This is a genomic window from Parabacteroides sp. MSK.9.14 (genome assembly GCF_019041495.1).
Classification (GTDB): domain Bacteria; phylum Bacteroidota; class Bacteroidia; order Bacteroidales; family Tannerellaceae; genus Parabacteroides; species Parabacteroides merdae.
The window spans coordinates 1-18,184 of record NZ_JAHPXO010000001.1 but is presented as its reverse complement, the minus strand read 5'-3'; the positions used below and the strand labels follow the sequence as shown (position 1 = coordinate 18,184).

Genomic DNA, 18,184 nt, shown 5'->3' with positions numbered 1-18,184 from the left:
CTGCTATGCTAATTCCAAGATAGATGCACTACTAATCCGATTTACATGGGGTAGGAGTGTCATTTTGATATTAGGTAAAAAACAGATACGTCATAGTGACCGCTGCCACCGCCCCGGCTAAATCGGCCAGTAGCGAACAGGGGATCGTATAGTAGGTGTTGCGGATTCCGACACTGCCGAAATAAAGGGCGACGACGTAGAAAGTCGTGTCGCTCGATCCTTGCACGATGGAACAGAGGCGGCCGATGAACGAATCCGCGCCGTAGGTGTTCATCGCATCCAGCATCATACCCCGCGCCCCGCTGCCGCTGAGCGGTTTCATCAGCATGGTAGGCAGACCTTCCACGAACTGCGTGTCCAGCCCTGCTGCCGAGACTCCCATGCGGATGCCGTCGATCAGGAAATCCATCGCTCCCGAAGCCCGGAAAACGGCAATGGCAACCAATACGGCGATGAGGTAGGGGATGATCGTCACGGCAGTCTGGAAACCCTCTTTTGCGCCTTCGATAAAGGTGTCGTATACGTTGATTTTTTTGCGGATACCGCTGATAATGAATCCGCATATAATAGAGAAAAGCAAAATGTTGGCAAACAGGGTGGAGTAGAGGGAGACCGATTGCTGGCTCATCATCCCGAAAAGCAAGGCCAGACCACCGATGAACGCGATCATCCCGCCGAAGAAAAGCAGCAGGTTCCGTTGCAGGATGTTGATCCGTTGCTTGATACAGACCGCCAGTATGGCGACCAGGGTAGAAGAGAAGGTCGCGAGCATGAGGGGCAGGAAGACATCAGCCGGGTTTGCCGCTCCCATCTGTGCCCGGTAGGTCATGATGGAGACCGGAATCAGTGTCAGTCCTGAAGCATTGATACAAAGGAACATGATCATCGGATCGCTGGCTGAATCCTTCTGCGTGTTTAGCTCCTGCAACTCTTTCATGGCTTTCAGTCCCATCGGCGTGGCGGCATTGTCCAAGCCTAACAGGTTGGCGGAAATGCACATGAAGATAGAACCTGTTGCCGGATGGTCTTTCGGTATTCCCGGAAAGAGCTTGCTGAACACGGGTGCCGTCAACCGGGCAAAGGCTTGTATCACGCCCCCTTTTTCCCCGATTTTCATGATGCCGAGCCAAAGAGCCAGGACTCCCGTCAGTCCGAGGGATATCTCGAACCCTGTCTTTGCCGAAGCAAAAGAAGCGTTGATGATATGGGTGAAAACTTCCGTGTCTCCGCCGATGGCTAATTTGCAAAGCGCCACCACGAAAGCAATCAGAAAGAAAGCGATCCAGATATAATTTAGAACCATAGTAGTTGTTGACAGGTAATAAGATACTTGTTAATGGTTACAAAAATAGGAAATAATCGGCTTTATCGGAAAAAGAAGGCGGGAAATGGCAGGCTAACCGCACCAAAATAGCATTGACAAAACGGGGCCGTTTAAATATAAAACGACTTTTTTCCTTGAAAAAGATGCAAAAACAGGGCATAAAAACACTTCTAACATGGCGGATAAACATCCCCACACCCCCGTAAAGGTCTCGCACAGACCCGGGTCTGCACCTCTCCCGCACCCGGGTCTCCATGATGGGTACACCCGGGTCTCAAGCGGCTTTGCAAGCTGTTTTTGACAAAAGAAAAGCCTGTCTTGATGAAAAAAGAAGCCGTTTTAACAGGTTTCGTACCTGTTCCCGAACGGTCCCTGTTTTTATCGTACAATTAATACACAGCACGTTATCGTTTTTTGCCATGATGGTTATGACAGATGAATGATAGTTCAAAACGGTAACTATCATAACATAATATATTGGTTTAAACCGATACACATGCGGATATGATAGTATGATAGTTGCTTTTGCAAAAACATTCATATGATTAGTCCGTATCGGTGGCGAAAACGGATGGACGCTTTATGATTTTGATGCGGTTGCCCTGTGCGAAATGGCAGATTGTTTGTTTAGTTGTAAAAAGCTGATTACATTTGGAGGATGTTTTTTGTGTTTAATCAATTCAAATTTAGTGTATAATATGACGAATAAAATCGGATTAACCTTTCTGCTTGCCTGGTTTGCTGTGATGGCTATCGTTGCTAATTATTCCTATGATCGTAATGTCCCGTACCGTGGAAATACAGGTGATGAATATGCTTCTAAAATGTGTCGTCTGGATATTGCTTACCAGCCGGATGTACAAAATGCGCCGGTCGTGGTTTGGTTTCATGGCGGCGGTTTGACCGGCGGGAGTCGTGAAATCCCTTCCGGGTTATTAACGGACGGCATGGTAGTCGTAGGTGTCGAATACCGTTTGTCTCCGCATGTGAAGACGATGGAGATCGTCGATGATGCCGCTGCCGCCGTTGCTTGGGTATTCGATAATATAGGAAAATACGGAGGCGACACCTCCTCCATCTATATTGCCGGCCATTCTGCAGGCGGATATCTGGTCGATATGGTCGGATTGGATAAGAAGTTGTTGGCGCGTTATGGGAAAGATGCCGACAAGCTCGCCGGGATCATCCCTTTCAGCGGCCAGGTAATCACTCATTTCGAAACCCGCAACCAGCGAGGGTTGAAACCTTTGCAGCCGACAATCGACGAAACGGCTCCCTTGTACCATGTCCGGAATGATTGCGCCCCTATTCTGATCCTTTCCGGTGACCGTGAAAAGGAATTGTATGGCCGTTACGAAGAGTCCGCCTATTTCTACCGCCTTTTCAAACTGCTCGGCCATCCTGATGTGACCCTTTACGAGTTGGGCGGTTTCGACCACGGCAGTATGTGCGCCGCCGCTTTCCCTTTAGCCGTCCGGTTTATCCGTGACCATGAAAAGAAGTGAACATCGGATAATTTTATATTTTTGCAAATTTAAAAAGAATAGTTATGACAACTATATTAGTTACTTACGACATGTTCCGCGAAGGTTTTACCGAGCTGGAAAGCAAGTATGAGGTTACTTTTCCCGAAGGAAGAGATTTCACGTACGAAGAAGTTTTAGAGATGATTCCGGAGTATGACGTGTTGTGCTCGATGTTCGATTTCCCGGTAAACAAGGAATTGATCGACCATGCCCCCAAACTGAAAATGGTGGCAAACTATGCCGTCGGTTACAATAATATCGATGTCGCCTACTGCCTTGAGAAAGGAATCACGGTTGCTAATACCCCCGACCCCGTGACGGCCCCTACCGCTAATCTCGCACTCGGCCTGATGCTCGATGTGGCACGCCGCATTACCGAATGCGACCGTAAGCTGCGCCGGGAAGGCCTTGGCATGAAAGTCGGCGTCTTGGAGAATTTAGGTATCAACGTGACTGGGAAGACGCTGGGTATTATCGGTATGGGACGTATCGGAAAGGCCCTTGCCAAACGTGCGAATGCCTGTGGTATGGAAGTCCTCTATCATAACCGTCGCCAACTGTATGTCGAAGAAGAGACAAAGCTGAACGTGACATACGTTTCCAAGGAGGAGCTCCTCTCCCAATCCGATTTCGTCTCTCTGAATGCTCCTTATACACCGGAAACCTACCATATCATCGGTGAAGCCGAATTGAAACAGATGAAACCGACGGCCGTTCTGATCAACACCGGCCGCGGTCCTTTGGTCGATGAAAAGGCTTTGGTGCAGGCGTTGAAAGACGGGACGATTCATGGCGCCGGTCTGGATGTATTCGAGTTCGGCGATTATCCCTCGCCGGAGTTGCTGGAAATGGAAAATGTCGTCCTTACGCCCCATATTGGGACGCAGACATTGGAAACGCGTATTATCATGGCGCGTACGGTTTGCAACAATGTAATCGGATTCTTGGAAGGCGACCGTCCTGTGTCACGGGTACTGCGTCCATGACGGCGGAGTTTGTGCTGAGTGAACTGCAATCGGTCGGTTCACCGGAAAAGGCGGCCCATCTGAGCCGATTTTTCAAGACCGGACCGGGGCAATATGGCGAAGGCGACCGCTTTTTAGGGGTTGTCGTTCCGCAAACTCGCAGTATAGCGAAAGCTAACAAAGCGATGCCTCTCGATGAATTGCAGCGCTTGTTGGATAGTCCCTGGCATGAGGCCCGTCTTTGCGCCCTGTTGGTTTTGGTCTACCGTTTTCAGGATAAGAAGACACCGGAAGCTGAACGGGAAAAGATGTATCGTTTCTATTTGAAGAATACCCGCCGCTGCAATAATTGGGATTTGGTGGATTTGTCCTGCCGGGATATTGTCGGCGAATATTTGGTGAACCGGGACCGTTCCGTCCTGTATGAACTGGCTGCCAGCGATAATCTTTGGGAACAGCGGATTTCGATCGTCTGTACTTGGGCGTTTATCCGCCGTTCGGATTTTACCGATACGCTGGCGTTGGCCGAACGGTTGATGACGCATAAACATGATTTGATGCATAAAGCCGTAGGCTGGATGCTCCGCGAGGTGGGCAAAAGAGATCGGGATACCCTCACCGACTTTCTGGAACGTTATGCGACACAGCTTCCGCGTACGGCTCTTCGCTATGCCATCGAGCATTATCCCGAAGACCGGCGCCAGTATTTCTTAAAGATGAAGTAAGGGATGGACGAACAACTGAAAGCGAAATTGAAGGAATGGGCCGGGATCTATAATGTGAGGTCTTTTATATCCGATGATCCGGTTCAGTTTCCTCATCGGTTTACGGAGAAACGGGATATCGAAATATCCGCTTTTATCACTTCCTGGATCTCTTATGGACGCAGGGAACTGATCCTCCGCAAGGCGGACTGGTTACATAGCCGGATGGGTGGAAGTCCTTACGAATGGGTATTGTCCGGCCGGTACTGGGAACTGGTTTCGGATGTCCCAGCCGGCAAACGCGATACGTTTTATCGCTTTTATACGCATTCGGACCTCTGTGCCCTCTGTGGTCGGTTGAAAGAGATATATCAGCGGTATGATTCATTGGAAGATGCATTGGCTGCAAGCTCTTACCCGAATCCGGTTTTTAAATTGCAGGATCTCTTTTCCGGCATAAACGGTATTCCGGTGATGGGCGGCACTTCTGCCTGTAAACGCCTGGCTATGTTCCTTCGCTGGATGGTCCGGACCGATGGAATCGTCGATTTCGGGATTTGGCAGACAGTCTTTCATCCCCGCCAATTGATTATTCCGCTGGACACGCATGTTCACCAAATTTCACTGGAACTTGGTTTGACACAGCAGCGAACCGCCACCCTGAAAACGGCGCTCGAGATAACCGAGGCCCTGTCGCATATCTTCCCGGATGATCCTTGCCTGGGCGATTTCGCCTTGTTCGGATATGATATAAATAAGGGAAAATAAGTGGTTTTGGAAGGCGCTGAGTCTGATGATTTCGGTTGATGGCTTGTTGAATCCCCTTTGTTTTAAAATCATAATGCAAAAAGAAAGATGGAAAGAGAAAGAAATAAGATAACTTCCGTTTGCGTGTATTGTGCCTCCAGCACGCAGGTCGCTTCGGCATATCGGGAGGCTGCGACCGAGTTGGGACATCTGTTGGGCGAACGGAACCTGAGAGTGATCAACGGGGCTGGCAATTCAGGCCTGATGTGTGCCGTGTCGGATGCTGCGCTGGCTGCCGGCGGGACTGTGACCGGTGTGATCCCTCGTTTTATGGTAGAACAGGATTGGTGTCACAAGGGGCTTACCGATCTGGTCGAAGTCGACAGTATGCATGAGCGCAAACAACGAATGGCTGATCTTTCGGATGCCGTGATCGCTCTTCCGGGCGGATGCGGCACTCTCGAAGAATTGTTGGAAGTCATTACCTGGAAACAGTTAGGCTTGTATCTCAACCCGATTGTCATCCTGAATATAAACGGCTACTTCGATCCTCTTTTGGAGATGTTCCGCCGGGCCGTCGACGAGCATTTCATGCGCCCGCAGCATGCAGCACTTTGGACGGTCGCCTCTACCCCGGCCGAAGCTGTCGGACTGATTTTTTCGGAACCGGTTTGGGATGCGAATATTCGTAAATTGGCTTTGGTGTGAATCAGGGATGGCACGTTAGTTTAAACGCATTAACCTCCGGTGTGCGGATGCCCGGTTTTAACTCTCCGCCAATTATGATTACCGTGTTGGCATTGTTTGCGATGCCGGCACCGGCACGTGCCAGTTCTTCGTAGTTGCCTAAGTGGGTCCAGTGTTTTGTGAAAGTATTGTATTGTAACAGGGAGGTATTGAATTTATACCAGTCGACAGGATGTAGCAGATAATCCGGCTCGGGGTGGTTTAGGGCGTCGCGGAAACGGTCGTAGTTCACGCCTCCTACCAGCAGGATGGAGCTATCGCCTGATGCGATGGCGCAACCTCCTGTAACGGTACGGTGGGAACCGCCTGCTAAAGAAGGCAGGAATCCTTCATTTCTCCACTGTTTTGTCTTCGGATGATAAGAAAGCATATCTGTGCAAACAATGGCTTCCTGATGGGCGGATGCCGGCTGGAAACCGCCTGCCAGATAAAGTCGTATGCCATCCTCGGATTGCTGTGCCGTGAGGACAGGCTGTATTCGGGCAGGTCCGGGGAAATCCGGAAGCCGGACCCATTCCTTTTGAAGCGACGGTGTTAGCTGTAATGAAAAGAGTGGGTTCGTAGGGGCGGTTTGCGAACCGTCCTGACCTATTGGGACCGTTTGCGGCTTGCCCTTACCCCCGGCGACATACAGGCAACCATCGGCGTATGTGGCCGAGAGATTATCCAACGGCATGGGAAGTGGCGGCAGTTCGGTGATATGCAATTGTTGTTTTTCCCCGTCCCAGTTGACGAAGAAGACCTGTCGGGAGACCTTTTTATTGTTATTTCCTCCGATCCAAACGAGCCCTTCGGGGGTTGTGACCGATGCCCCGTAAGCAAGCGGTATTGGCAGTTTGCCGATCCTTTTCCATCCGGCATGAGATCGGGCGGTTATATCTAATGCATATATATTGCAGTAGTATTCTTTTGTTCCCCCTTCGGCCGCTGGTTTGCCGGGGAAGTTGCATCCGCCGGCCACGAACAACTGCCCGCCACTGACACCGGTAAACGGAGCAGATACGCCTAATGACGGGCTTTTTTCAGTGCCGGGTAGGTCAGGCAGCCGAAACCAGCTGACCGGAGCCGCTTCCGAACGGAATGTCGAAGCCGGCAACCCCGCTTCGTTCACTAAATTGGCACGGGTGAAAGGTTGCCAGCCGTAACGGACGAATTTCGGATTCCGGATTTGGCCGCTCCATACTTTTACTGTCTTTCCATCGATGATTTGTGCCTCCGCGGGGACGAATAAACCATCGTGTTCGGCTATCTCGAAAGTACGTAGTTTGTCGCCGTCGGAACTGTGCATGCCTTTTCCGTAATCGAATGTGACATAGGCAGTGCTGTCCTTGAATATCACCGATCGGTAGAGTGGACCGGAAGGAAGGATCTCGTGCCCGTATGTCTTGTTGAGTGCCCAGTGAGCGAGGCGTTCCCCTATCTCCCGTTTGTGGCGCGGGTGGACATCCAGGGAGTCGCCATGGTCGCTGCTGACCGCCATGCCGCTGTTGGGGATCGATTGGAGCATCCGGCGCTGGCTGTCCCGGAACCAAGGCCAGCTGGGACGATCGATGCTGGATAGTTGCACATAATAGAAAGGCAATTCTTCCGCCCAGTTCTCCCGCCAGTTTTTTGTCAAAAGATGGAACAACTTCTCATGTGCTTCCATATTGTGAGCGTTCGATTCTCCCTGATACCAGATGATACCCCGTATCGGGAACTTTTCGAGCGGCTGGATACCGGATTCGTACAAGTAACAAGGCTCGTAAGGATGCCGTTGCTGTTTGTTCGTCGATTTACGGATATTGAGGGCGGCGCGTTCCCGCGCCCAGTCCTGGATAAAATTATTCTGCTTCCAGTCGTAGAGGATGTCGGGGAATTCGAATTCCAGCGTTTTGCGGTCTATCCAGGCTTCCGCCGGTGAACCGCCTATAGCGTTCAGGATAAGTCCGACCGGGACCTGCAAGCTGTCTGACAACATCTGTCCGAAGGCAAAGGCTACGGCGGAGAAACGGTTCGTCGTTTCCTCGTTGCATTCCTTCCATTCAGTATCCCGGTAATATTGGAGCCTGTTGAGGGAGTCCAGTGTCGAAATGTCCCATTCCACCGCATTTGTCAGCCAACGTGGTTTCATATCGAAAAGACGGATTTGCGGTTTCCTTGCGGCAAATTCCAGAAAAGCCTTTCGTTGGCTGTCAACGGCACTGCTCACCTGAAATGCCATATTCGACTGTCCGGAGCAAAGCCATACTTCGCCGATCAGGATATTCGTATAATCCAGTTTCCCTGATTCGGCGGAGATACTCAACGTGTACGGGCCTCCTGCCTTCATCGGTGGCAGGATGACCGACCATTTCCCGTCCGAGGTCGTTATCGCTTCACCTTTCTGTCCGGCGATGCTGACCGTCACTTTTTCTCCGGCATTGGCTGTTCCGGCTATCCGGAGCGGTTTCTCCCGTTGGAGTACCATATTGTCCGAATAGATCACGGGCATTTGGAGACCACCGTAATTTCCGGTCAATGCCCGGTAGACCGTCCGTGCGATGATTCCGGCTCCTTCGGCTGTGGGATGCAAGGCGTCGGGCAAGAGGTCAGGGCGGTCATAAAGTTCTGTATGCAGGTCAATCAGTCCGGTGTGGGCGAGTACTGCGATATCTTCAATGTTTTGTTGTATCTGCCAGTACCAGTTGCGTGTGCCCGATTTGAAGCGCGTATGGCGGTGGGAGATCGGCGTCAGGCGGCAGATCCAGATTTCACACTTCGGGTTCGCTTGTCGGAAAGCATCGATCAGGGTCAGATAATCCTTCGTGAAGTCATCCCGGTAATTCGGCCAGTCGCGCGGATCGGTGTCGTTCAGTCCGAGGTGGATGACGACCCGGTCGGCGGCAAAGTCGAGGGCGGCCTTGCATTCCTCCTGCTCGTTGTAAGGACGGTGTCCCTTTCGCAATAGCGTCGCCCCGCTTTTTCCGAAGTTGGCGACTTCGTATTCGTTGCCCAACATCCGTTGGAGCTGGGCGGGATAACTGTTCTTTTCGCGGTTCTCAATTCCGTGACCATACGTTACGCTGTTGCCTACACAGGCCACCTTGATCTTTTGCGCCTGGATCGTGGCACTAAATACGATGAATAAACAGAGCAGGATATTTTTCATTTGCTTATCGTTTCTTATCGGGTGAATAGACCAGGCCGTCCACAGCCTTTTCACCATCCGGTGTGACAAATACGAATGTGAACATCCACTTCGGCAAGCGGATTTCCGGCGCGGTGAACTTTCCGACCGGAAGTTTCATGAATACCTTGTTCCATCCTTTCTGCAGATGGACAGGCATGGGAGGACGCACGACACAATTCTCGTTGCCGAGCAGCACCTCGTTGGATTTGGTCCGGTGCGTTGCCGTCCATACCGGAGGCAGGATTTCCCGGTCGTTGACCCACACTCGGCTTTCCCGGTAATCCCATTTTCCCGGAAGTGGCGGCAAGTCCATTTCCGAACGGCTGTAGTTCTGAAACTCTATCCAGGCGCCTACATCCTGTGCTTTAGGCGAGTAGACCCAGGTCCAGGCATACGCCGTGTGGTTCTCTTGCGGCTCTTTGTAGATCCCTGGAACAAGCGTCCCCCAGACATGGCGGAGGTAGATGCCTGCGCCGGTCGCATCCTGTGTCTCATACGTCTTGTTTTTGTATGTATAGTGGGATTTCAACTCCTTTTCGGGCGGGAATGATGCCGTCAGGTCGCCTTGGTTCGGGAATGCGTCCGTAATACGCCACTTGACGTTCGTTTGTTTGACGTAAGCGAACGGATATCCCCCGAAACAATGTTCCTTATGCCAGAGCAGGCGGTTCTCGAAATCAGCGAAAGACTTGAACGACTCGCTGTCTTCCGATGGTAAAACCGTTCCTTGCTTGTCGAAATATTCAGTTCCACCCCCTCTCCACGCACGTTCGGCCATGGCGAGCATATTCGGGTAGAAATTATTCTGTTTGACGATATCGGCTTCCGGCTGGATCATCCGGTCGTTCCAGATTGCCAGGATCGTGCCTGCCAGATCATCGCTGCCCTGCAGCTCGTTGTAGATGCGGCTGTTGTAGAGGGCGAAGAGGTCGGCAAACGTGTCGAAATGGTTCAGATAGTGGAAACGGGAGTCGATCGCCGGAATCCCTTTCTGGGCTTTTCCTCGGTAGCTCCACAGATGCGTCATGTCGATCTCTCCCGGCTTGTAGTGCCATCCCGGATTCCAGGAGATCACCTTTTTCCCCTTGGAGCGGACATAAGCGACCATTTCGGGTACGAAATCCGGATTGGTGAACTGCACCTCGTCTGTCCCGATATGCAGGTAAGAGACATCGAACGTTTCGCAAACCTCGTCGATCAGGAGTTTCAGTATCTTCATCCCTTCCGGGCTTTGCATGTCATGGCGGAAAGTACGGACGAAAGCGGCACTGTGTCCCGGCATGTCGATCTCCGGGATCAGCAGGACATGATGTTGCTTGCAGAAAGCGGCCAATTCCCGTGCCTCTTCCAGCGTGTAGTATTTCCCCGGCTGGCGGGTCGTGTTGACGCTGTCGTTCAGCATTGGGAACACCTTGCTTTGCAGGCGCCATGCCTGATTTTCCGTCAGGTGCCAGTGAAAGACGTTTATCTTGTAACGTGCCAGGATCGCTATTTCCCGTTTCAATTCGTCCGTCGAGATATAGGTGCGTCCTACATCCTGCATGAAGCCGCGGATGCGAAAGGCGGGCCAGTCGGTGATCTCGCATCCGGTGATTGCAATGCCGTTGCCTTTCTTTTCCGTCAATTGGCGTAATGTCTGGATTGCCCTGTAAACGCCCGTTTCGGTGATGGCTTCGATCTCCACTCCTTTTGATGTGACACGCAGTTTATAGGCTTCGTTGCGATTGAGAGGGATATCGGGGAAATCCTCCACCCATTTGACCGATAGTGCCGGATGGCTTGACGGATTGCCCGTTATCTTATTGCCTGCCGGTTGTTCCATGCCTATGGAACAAAAGTTTTCCGTAAGGGAAACAAAAGTTCCCCTATATTGAAACTTTTTCCCGTTCCATGCCACTTTCTGCGGCCATGGAAGCAAATGAGGGATATTGGCAGCACAGGCAGCCAATATCCCTATATATAAACTTATCAATATGAAGAGTATGCGTTTCATGCAGGACTACTTGACCAGATCGGTCAGTTTGACAGCTTGAAAAGTCATATGGGCGACGCTCGATTCGTAGAAGATGCCGACTGTCTCCTTGTCGATCATGGACAAGCAAGAATAACCCCAGCTTTCGTCTTCGTCCAGTGTCACTTGGTTGGAAAGCGGCCAGGTCATGCCTCCGTCGGTACTTACTTTTATGGTAATATGGTTACGTCCCTTCGTCGTGTTCGGGTTGGAGAAGATCAGCAGGTCTTTCCCCGTGATGTTGTCTTTAGCGTCCACGTGGATGAGGCTTGCCATACAAACCGGTTCCTGCAGGGCACTGCGGCTGGACGGATGTTCATACCAGGTCTTGCCCAAATCGCGGGTGGTGGCCACGGCGCGGCTGCCTCCCCGGTTGTCACGCATGTTCAGCATCAGGACACCCGGTTCGATCTCGGCTACCTGCGCCTCGGTCGTGTTCGTACGTGCCAGATTATGCAGATGCCAGGTGGTTCCCCGGTCTTTGCTGTACATGATACCGGCGTTCGGTATACGGGTGGAGTCGATGAACTGGATCGGGAAAACCAACGTCCCGTCTTTCATCGTGATGCCCCGGCCCGGTCCTTGCAACAGGAAGTACCAGGAAGGATCTTTCACCTGCGGGGTGATGTTGATCGGCTGGCTCCAGGTCTTGCCGTCGTCTTCGCTTTTGACGAGCATCAGCTGGGCGGTGCTGTCGGCCGACATACCCGGCATGGAATTCCACCAGGCGCGTCCGTTCCCCATGCCATGTGTCCAGGCAGCAACGATCCAGATCGTATTTGTCTTTTCATCCACCAGGATAGACGGGTCTCCCACACCGTTCTGTGCGTGAGGCAGGCCGCCCGTTTCGCCGAACGTCATCGCAACACGCATCGGTTCCCAGGTCTGTCCTTTGTCGGTGCTGCGGCTTACCCCTATATCGACCATTTCCTGCAGGTCCACACTGCTGTTGTAGCGGATATCGTACACGCCCAGAAGCGTCCCGTTGTTGGTCGTTACCAGCCCCGGAATACGGTAGGCCGAAGCCCCGTCGTCACCGGCGTGGCGGACACCGATTCCCATGCGGCGGACATCTGATTTGCCGTCCCAGACAATTGTCGCCGGCATATTATTGATTTCAGCCATCGGCATCTGGACAGTAAAGGTCGTTAACAGGGAAGCCTCCGGTTTCATCTCGATACTGATCCAATAGTAGTTGACTCCTTCCACCATCGGCTGGTTACTGGTGAAGGTCACGACATTGGTGATATCAGTTACTTCGCTCTGCTTGATGGAGTAGGCGGGATTAGCAGCCTTTGTCTTGCCTTCTGCGTGACTGGAAATGTAGGAAACCGGACGGTAATGCTTTCCCTGCCGGGAGGTCGCTTCCGTTCCGCTATAGAAAAAGCGTAGAGCCTTTATGTCGTTTAAGTCGATTCCTTCTTTGAATTGCAGGGAAAGCTTGTTGAGTACATCCCCTTTGTGTGCCTGTACACGCATTTCCACCAGGATATTGTCTGTCCGGTCAATCAGTATCGGGATCTGCGGCTTTCTGACAAACAAGCTGTCGGCGGCAAAGGCTGTTTGCATGAAGAGAAGGAGGCTGAAGTAAAGAAAGATTTTTCTCATGATGTTTTTTGTTGATTGGGTTATTATAAAATAGGATTTCCAAAGATAATGACATTTGCAGGAAAAGTCAATACCTTTGGAAACCTTACAGGTTTTACTTGTCGGTCATGTTGACCGTTCTCGGACGTAAGAAGATGACTTCCACCACTAAGGCTACGAATACCAAGCTGGCCATCATTGCGAAATCATGCCCTAAGTTACCGGCATCCGTCGACTCGCCCAACAGTTTTGTGATGATCGCTCCGGCAAATACCCCGGTCATGTTCATAATGCCGTAGGCGGTCGCCCGGTAGCGTGGCGATACGAACTGGCAGAGGATCGGCATGTTGTTGGCGTCGAAAATACCGAAACCGATACCGAAACAGAGTCCGCCGCCTACAATCATGGCGAAACTGTCGCCGAATCCTAACAGCAGGAGTGCCGGAATGGTCAAGGCAAGCCCGATGGAACCGGTATAAATGCGTCCCCGTACATTCCGCTGAATCCATTTGTCGGACAAGATACCGCCCGCAATCACTCCGATGAAGGAAGAGATCGCGATCGTGAAGGTGGACAATGGCCCGGCTTCCGACATATCGATGGACAAATTCTCCGAAAACAAAGTCGGCAGCCAGTTTTTAGTAGCCCAACCCGGCAAACTCGAAGTGGCGAAATAGAGCAGGATGATCCAGAATGAAATGTTGACGAACAACATCCCCATTCCTTTTATAGCCGCTTTTACCGGACTCTCTTTCGGGCCGGGTTCCGAGTCAAGCTTGGCGACCGTATGATCTTTTTTCTCTTTCAGGAAAAGAATCAATACCAGACTATACGCGATTCCGATAATCCCGAACCAGTGGAAAGTCGTTTCCCAGCTGTATGCTCCTGCGATCGTTGCTCCGAAGCCACCCAATGCCTGTCCGGTGTAGAGCCCGGTCATGTGGATTCCGACAGCTAATGATCGCGTTTTTTCCTGATGATAGTCCGTGATCAGCGAAAGTCCGGCAGGGATGTACAAGGCTTCGCTGACTCCCATAATGGCGCGGAGAATATAAATTTGGTTGAAATCAGTCGAATATCCCATCATCAGCGTGACGAACGACCAGACGAAGAGACTGCCGACGATCAGCCATTTCCGGTTGATCCGGTCGGCGATCATGCCGGCGACCGGGCTCATCAAGCCGTATATCCACAAGAATACCGCCATCAGGCGTCCGAAGTTCGTGGCAGATTCCAGTTCGGTAATATCGATCATCATGGCAGACTTCATGGTTGAAAGCATCTGTCTGTCCATGTAGTTTAACAAAGCCACGCCCCAAAGCAGAGCGACAACGATCCAGGGATAGTATTTCTTATTGTTTGTCATAGCCCTGAATTTCTTTACATAAAAGATGACATTTCAAAAGCATCCGGGGAATATGGAACGGACCTTTGTACATGTTTCCCTTTGCCGGCTGCGAGAGCGTCCCGTCGTAATGGAAATAGCCGAACCATTCGCCGTATTCCTTGTCTGGAAAACGGGCATACGTGTATTCGTTTATCTGCTTGTGCATTTCCAGGTATTTGGGATCGCCTGTGGCTTCATAGGCATACAACGTGGCGATGATGGCTTCGCACTGTGGCCACCAGAACTTCATGTCATGCCAGTATTCCTGCTGCGGGCGGTTCTTGCAATCCCTAAAATAGGTGATTCCACCGTGTGTTTTGTCCCAACCCCATTCCCAGGACCAGTCCAGGATCGTGAGCCCTATCTGCTTCAGCTGCGGGTCCCAGTTCCGGTGCTTGGCCTCTTCGAGGATAAACCATGCCGTTTCGATGGAATGGCCCGGATTGATGGTCCGGCCGGGAATCGAATCGATAAATTCGCCGTTCGGCCCGACCGTTTCGAGGATGGCCTTAAATTCCGGCTTCATGAAATCACGACGTAGTTCGGCTATCGACTCGTCGATCTGACGTGTCAGGACAGGATCGTCTACTGCCTCCCGGATGCGGGCGGCAGTATCGATCAGGATCATGCAAAAGGAATGCCCTTTTGCAACGAATCCTTCTCTGAATTTGGGCTCTAATGCGCCCGGTGTGTTTTTGTAATAGAGAATCTGTTTGAACAGCTTGACTGCTTTTTCAGCATAGCTCTTGTCACCCGAAGCGATCGAATATTGAGCCATGGCGATTGCGGCAAACGTTTCGGAAAATACATATCGGCGTTTTCGTACGGGAGTTCCTGTTTTAGTCACCTCGTAAAACATGCGGCCGTCTGTATCGAAACAATATTTCTCGATAAAGTCGATCCCGTTTTTACAGGCTTCCAGCCATTCGGCCTGTTTTTCGAGGTTGTTGTAAGCATAAGCGAGAATAAAGGCGAACCGTCCCTGGAACCAGACCGATTTGTTCGTGTCCAGCAGCGAACCGTCCCGGTCCAAACAAGTGAAGTAGCCTCCGTTCTCATGATCGATACCGTATTTCAGCCAGAAAGGCAGAATGTCGGTCAGTAAATCATTTTTGTATTTTTCTCCCCAATATCCGAGGTATTCGGACGGTTTTGTTGTGTCGTTCATGGCGTTTATGGATTTAGAATTTATTGCATCTGTCGAAAAAATGAATCGCTTCCAGTTCGGCTTTCATAGCGGTCTCTTCCTCATCTGTCATATTCTGGAACGGTGTCCGGTTTTTACCTAAATCGAGCCCGATCAGCTTCATGATCCGCTTGCCACCCACGATATTGCCGCGATAACGACAGATCACGTTGATCACTTCCTGTGAGAAGTTCTGGCGTTCGCGTGCTGTTTCGAGGTCTCCGGCAGCCCAGGCTTCGAGTATCCCGGTCAGTTCTTTGCCGTTGTAGTTGGTTGTCCCGCCGATGCCGCCTTGTGCACCGCCCATTGCCAGGCATGGAAGGATTGTTTCGTCCTGTCCGTGAAGCATATCGAATTTGCCGTCTTTATATAAGCGGCATTGGTTGTATTCGTAAAGGCTTTCATATGTATATTTGATGCCGGCGAAGTTCGGGATACGCCCGTCTACCGCTTTCAGCAGTTCGACCATCGGTAGGAAAGCGCCGTTGAAAGCCGGGATGTGATAGTAATAGAAAGGAAGTTCAGGTGCTCCGGAAGCGATTTCTTCGCAGTATTTCACCAGTTCTTCTATCCGATTCACTTTCGGGAAAGGAGAGGCCATGGCTCCGATTCCCCAGGCTCCGATCTTTTGGGCATGAGCAGCCAGCTTATGGCTCGCTTTTACGCAGGTGCTGCCTACGTGTACGATGACCTTGAATCCGGAAGGCGCCACTTCTACCCATCTTTCAGCCAGTTTCATGCGCTCTTCGTCGGTCAGCATATAGCCCTCTCCCGAAGATCCGTTGATAAACACTCCCTTTAAACCGTTTTTGACCAGAAGCTTGGCATATGCTTCTATCGGTTCGTAATTTACTTCTCCGTTTTCGTAGAACGGTGTGAAAGGTGCATCAATTAAGCCTTTAATCTTTTCCATTATCTGAGCGATTTAATGTGTTTTATTGTCTGGTATTTTTTTAAATACCCGGCAAATGTAAATAAAATATTTTAATAATATAGCCTTGATTAAAATATTATTATAGATAATGGTCTAAAGAAAAGAATGTTTTATTAATAATGTATCATACCGAGTAGCTTACTTCTTGATAAGAGACATGCTCCGAATGCGCCTGCTCTTTCTCCTAATTTGGATATTTTGATTTCCGTGTCTTGGTTGACCAGGTTGAGCGAATATTTACGGATAGCACTTTTGACCGGCAGGCTGATATACTCACCTGCTAGTGAAAGCGTTCCGCCCAGTATGACCAGTTCCGGATTGAAAATATTCATCAGTCCGGCAATACCTTTTCCTAAATTTACGCCCATTTTTTCGAGGATGTCGATGCAAAGTACATCCTCTTTCCGCACTGCTTCGAGCAGGTCGCCGAGCGAGATTTCCTCTCCGCTGTCCAGTTTCCCGGCGAGTATGGTGTTGCTGCCTTCCCGGTAACGTTCTATCAGGATACGGTGGAAAGCCGATCCGGAAGCCTCTGTTTCGAGACAGCCTTTCTTGCCGCAATGGCATAGCACTTCGTTTTCGAACATGCAAAAATGTCCAAACTCCCCGGAGAAGCCGGATTTCCCGTAGTATAAATTGCCGTCGATGATGATACCTAGACCTAGTCCCCACGCCATATTGACGAACAGAATGTTCTTTTCTCCCTGTACGACTCCTTTCATATATTCGCCGTAGGTCATGGCCCGGCTGTCGTTTTCAATGAAAACTTTCGTCTGCAACCGTTCTTCAAGAATCTGAGCGAGGGGTTTCTCTTCGAAATAGAAAATGCTGTAACTATAGCCCGATGCTGGGTTCACGCGGCCGGTGATATTGACTCCAATCGCTAATATCTTATTCCGTTCGACAGGCAATGAAACGATGAAATCGTCAATAATCTTGCAGAATTGCTCCAGCGAGGCTGGTGTATTTTCAAGTTGGTATGGGATATTTTCTTCGAGTTGTACTTTGTCGCCTTTGAAGTCGATCGCTGCAATATTCAACTTGTCTTTCAGCATATCGACTCCCACGAAATATCCGGATGCCGGATTGAGGCCATAGATGTTCGGTTTGCGTCCTCCGTTGGTTTCCTGCTTTCCGAAGTCCAGGATATAGCCGTCGTCCTGAAGCTCGGCGACCAGTTTGGTGACGGTCGGAATACTCAGGTCCATTTCACGGCCCAGATCGGCAATGGTCGCATCGCCATTGGCAATATAGTAATGGATGATCTTCTTTTTCAGAAGTTCATTGCGGTTGTTATTATCGGAAGATAGTAAAAATTTTGTATTCATGGCTATAGAATATTATAATATTGAAATGGCTTCACAAAAGTATGTAAATTTTTTTCAAATATATGGTTGTGAAAATAAAAAATTCAGAGTAATCGTGCCGGAAGGTTCCATCCTACCATCATGCTTTTTACTTGAATGTTTATTTATATGGATGATAATGCACTGTTTATGTTTACATAAGCAGAATAGCCATTGACAAAACGGGGGCGTTTTTGTCATAAAAATGCCTCTTTTCGCTGGATAAGATGCAAAAACTGGGCATAAAAGTGCCCCTGGTATAGCGGATAAACTTCTCTGCATTCCCGGAACGGCTTCGCGCAGACCCGGGTCTGCACCTCTCCCGCACCCGGGTCTCTATGATGGGTACACCCGGGTCTCAAGCGGCTTTGCAAGCTGTTTTTGACAAAAGAAAAGCCTGTCTTGATGAAAAAAGAAGCCGTTTTAACAGGTTTCGCATCTGTTCCCGAACGGTCCCTGTTTTTATCGTATAATTGATACACAGCATGTTATCGTCTTTCGCCATGATGGTTATGTAAGCGTCTCCGCGATGCTACCATTGTTCTTCAAACAAGAGTATTTAGCTTTGT

At 50.4% G+C, this 18,184-nt stretch carries 13 protein-coding genes; 5 read left to right on the top strand and 8 right to left on the bottom strand.

All coding sequences use genetic code 11. From position 1 onward, the window contains the following. Nucleotides 1-70 precede the first annotated feature (70 nt). Complete coding sequence (locus KTG12_RS00065) at nt 71-1,303, bottom strand: nucleoside recognition domain-containing protein (protein WP_005649734.1); 1,233 nt, start codon at nt 1,301-1,303, stop codon at nt 71-73. 719 nt (nt 1,304-2,022) lie between these two features. Between KTG12_RS00065 and KTG12_RS00060 the strand changes: the two genes are divergently transcribed. The 5 genes from KTG12_RS00060 to KTG12_RS00040 all read left to right on the top strand — a co-directional run bounded on the left by KTG12_RS00060 (nt 2,023) and on the right by KTG12_RS00040 (nt 5,974). Beyond that, the gene (locus KTG12_RS00060; RefSeq protein ID WP_005633721.1) at nt 2,023-2,829 is read left to right on the top strand and encodes an alpha/beta hydrolase; all 807 of its coding nucleotides are present in this window, start codon (nt 2,023-2,025) and stop codon (nt 2,827-2,829) included. Between the two features lie 44 nt (nt 2,830-2,873). Then, nucleotides 2,874-3,836: a 2-hydroxyacid dehydrogenase family protein gene (locus KTG12_RS00055; protein WP_155143949.1), complete on the top strand. Its 963-nt coding sequence runs from the start codon at nt 2,874-2,876 to the stop codon at nt 3,834-3,836. After that, nucleotides 3,833-4,540 carry a DNA alkylation repair protein gene (locus KTG12_RS00050; protein ID WP_005633717.1) on the top strand — a complete coding sequence of 236 codons (708 nt, stop codon included), beginning with the start codon at nt 3,833-3,835 and terminating at the stop codon, nt 4,538-4,540. Before KTG12_RS00055 ends, KTG12_RS00050 begins: the two co-directional genes overlap by 4 nt. A 3-nt stretch (nt 4,541-4,543) precedes the next feature. Continuing rightward, nucleotides 4,544-5,287 (top strand): TIGR02757 family protein, encoded by a 744-nt coding sequence (locus KTG12_RS00045; RefSeq protein WP_005649731.1) that lies wholly within the window; start codon nt 4,544-4,546, stop codon nt 5,285-5,287. A gap of 87 nt (nt 5,288-5,374) precedes the next feature. Beyond that, a complete protein-coding gene (locus KTG12_RS00040; RefSeq protein ID WP_005633713.1) occupies nt 5,375-5,974 on the top strand; it encodes a TIGR00730 family Rossman fold protein in 600 nt (199 codons plus the stop codon). Nucleotide 5,975: 1 nt separating this feature from the next. On the opposite strand, the gene KTG12_RS00035 is transcribed toward KTG12_RS00040, so the two are convergent. From KTG12_RS00035 to KTG12_RS00005, 7 genes are all read right to left on the bottom strand, one after another. Continuing rightward, the gene (locus tag KTG12_RS00035) at nt 5,976-9,143 is read right to left on the bottom strand and encodes a cyclically-permuted mutarotase family protein (protein WP_005649729.1); all 3,168 of its coding nucleotides are present in this window, start codon (nt 9,141-9,143) and stop codon (nt 5,976-5,978) included. Nucleotides 9,144-9,147: 4 nt separating this feature from the next. Further along, complete coding sequence (locus KTG12_RS00030; RefSeq protein ID WP_155143947.1) at nt 9,148-11,157, bottom strand: family 20 glycosylhydrolase; 2,010 nt, start codon at nt 11,155-11,157, stop codon at nt 9,148-9,150. A 6-nt stretch (nt 11,158-11,163) separates the two neighbouring features. Next, nucleotides 11,164-12,783 (bottom strand): sialidase family protein, encoded by a 1,620-nt coding sequence (locus KTG12_RS00025; RefSeq protein ID WP_005633705.1) that lies wholly within the window; start codon nt 12,781-12,783, stop codon nt 11,164-11,166. Nucleotides 12,784-12,877: 94 nt separating this feature from the next. Next, entirely contained in the window at nt 12,878-14,128 is a 1,251-nt protein-coding gene (locus KTG12_RS00020) for an MFS transporter (protein ID WP_005633703.1), read from the bottom strand. Next, nucleotides 14,115-15,317: an AGE family epimerase/isomerase gene (locus tag KTG12_RS00015; protein ID WP_005649726.1), complete on the bottom strand. Its 1,203-nt coding sequence runs from the start codon at nt 15,315-15,317 to the stop codon at nt 14,115-14,117. Before KTG12_RS00015 ends, KTG12_RS00020 begins: the two co-directional genes overlap by 14 nt. A 13-nt stretch (nt 15,318-15,330) precedes the next feature. Continuing rightward, a complete protein-coding gene (locus KTG12_RS00010) occupies nt 15,331-16,248 on the bottom strand; it encodes a dihydrodipicolinate synthase family protein (protein WP_005649724.1) in 918 nt (305 codons plus the stop codon). A 134-nt stretch (nt 16,249-16,382) separates the two neighbouring features. Continuing rightward, nucleotides 16,383-17,597: an ROK family transcriptional regulator gene (locus KTG12_RS00005; RefSeq protein ID WP_005649723.1), complete on the bottom strand. Its 1,215-nt coding sequence runs from the start codon at nt 17,595-17,597 to the stop codon at nt 16,383-16,385. Nucleotides 17,598-18,184: the final 587 nt, after the last annotated feature.

Excerpts from the sequence above, each read along its gene's own strand:
- KTG12_RS00040 (WP_005633713.1), top strand. The coding sequence starts at position 5,375 with ATGGAAAGAGAAAGAAATAAGATAACTTCCGTTTGCGTGTATTGTGCC.
- KTG12_RS00050 (WP_005633717.1), top strand. The coding sequence starts at position 3,833 with ATGACGGCGGAGTTTGTGCTGAGTGAACTGCAATCGGTCGGTTCACCG.
- KTG12_RS00015 (WP_005649726.1), bottom strand. The coding sequence starts at position 15,317 with ATGAACGACACAACAAAACCGTCCGAATACCTCGGATATTGGGGAGAA.
- KTG12_RS00035 (WP_005649729.1), bottom strand. The coding sequence starts at position 9,143 with ATGAAAAATATCCTGCTCTGTTTATTCATCGTATTTAGTGCCACGATC.
- KTG12_RS00030 (WP_155143947.1), bottom strand. The coding sequence starts at position 11,157 with ATGAAACGCATACTCTTCATATTGATAAGTTTATATATAGGGATATTG.
- KTG12_RS00065 (WP_005649734.1), bottom strand. The coding sequence starts at position 1,303 with ATGGTTCTAAATTATATCTGGATCGCTTTCTTTCTGATTGCTTTCGTG.
- KTG12_RS00060 (WP_005633721.1), top strand. The coding sequence starts at position 2,023 with ATGACGAATAAAATCGGATTAACCTTTCTGCTTGCCTGGTTTGCTGTG.
- KTG12_RS00020 (WP_005633703.1), bottom strand. The coding sequence starts at position 14,128 with ATGACAAACAATAAGAAATACTATCCCTGGATCGTTGTCGCTCTGCTT.
- KTG12_RS00055 (WP_155143949.1), top strand. The coding sequence starts at position 2,874 with ATGACAACTATATTAGTTACTTACGACATGTTCCGCGAAGGTTTTACC.
- KTG12_RS00010 (WP_005649724.1), bottom strand. The coding sequence starts at position 16,248 with ATGGAAAAGATTAAAGGCTTAATTGATGCACCTTTCACACCGTTCTAC.
- KTG12_RS00045 (WP_005649731.1), top strand. The coding sequence starts at position 4,544 with ATGGACGAACAACTGAAAGCGAAATTGAAGGAATGGGCCGGGATCTAT.
- KTG12_RS00025 (WP_005633705.1), bottom strand. The coding sequence starts at position 12,783 with ATGAGAAAAATCTTTCTTTACTTCAGCCTCCTTCTCTTCATGCAAACA.
- KTG12_RS00005 (WP_005649723.1), bottom strand. The coding sequence starts at position 17,597 with ATGAATACAAAATTTTTACTATCTTCCGATAATAACAACCGCAATGAA.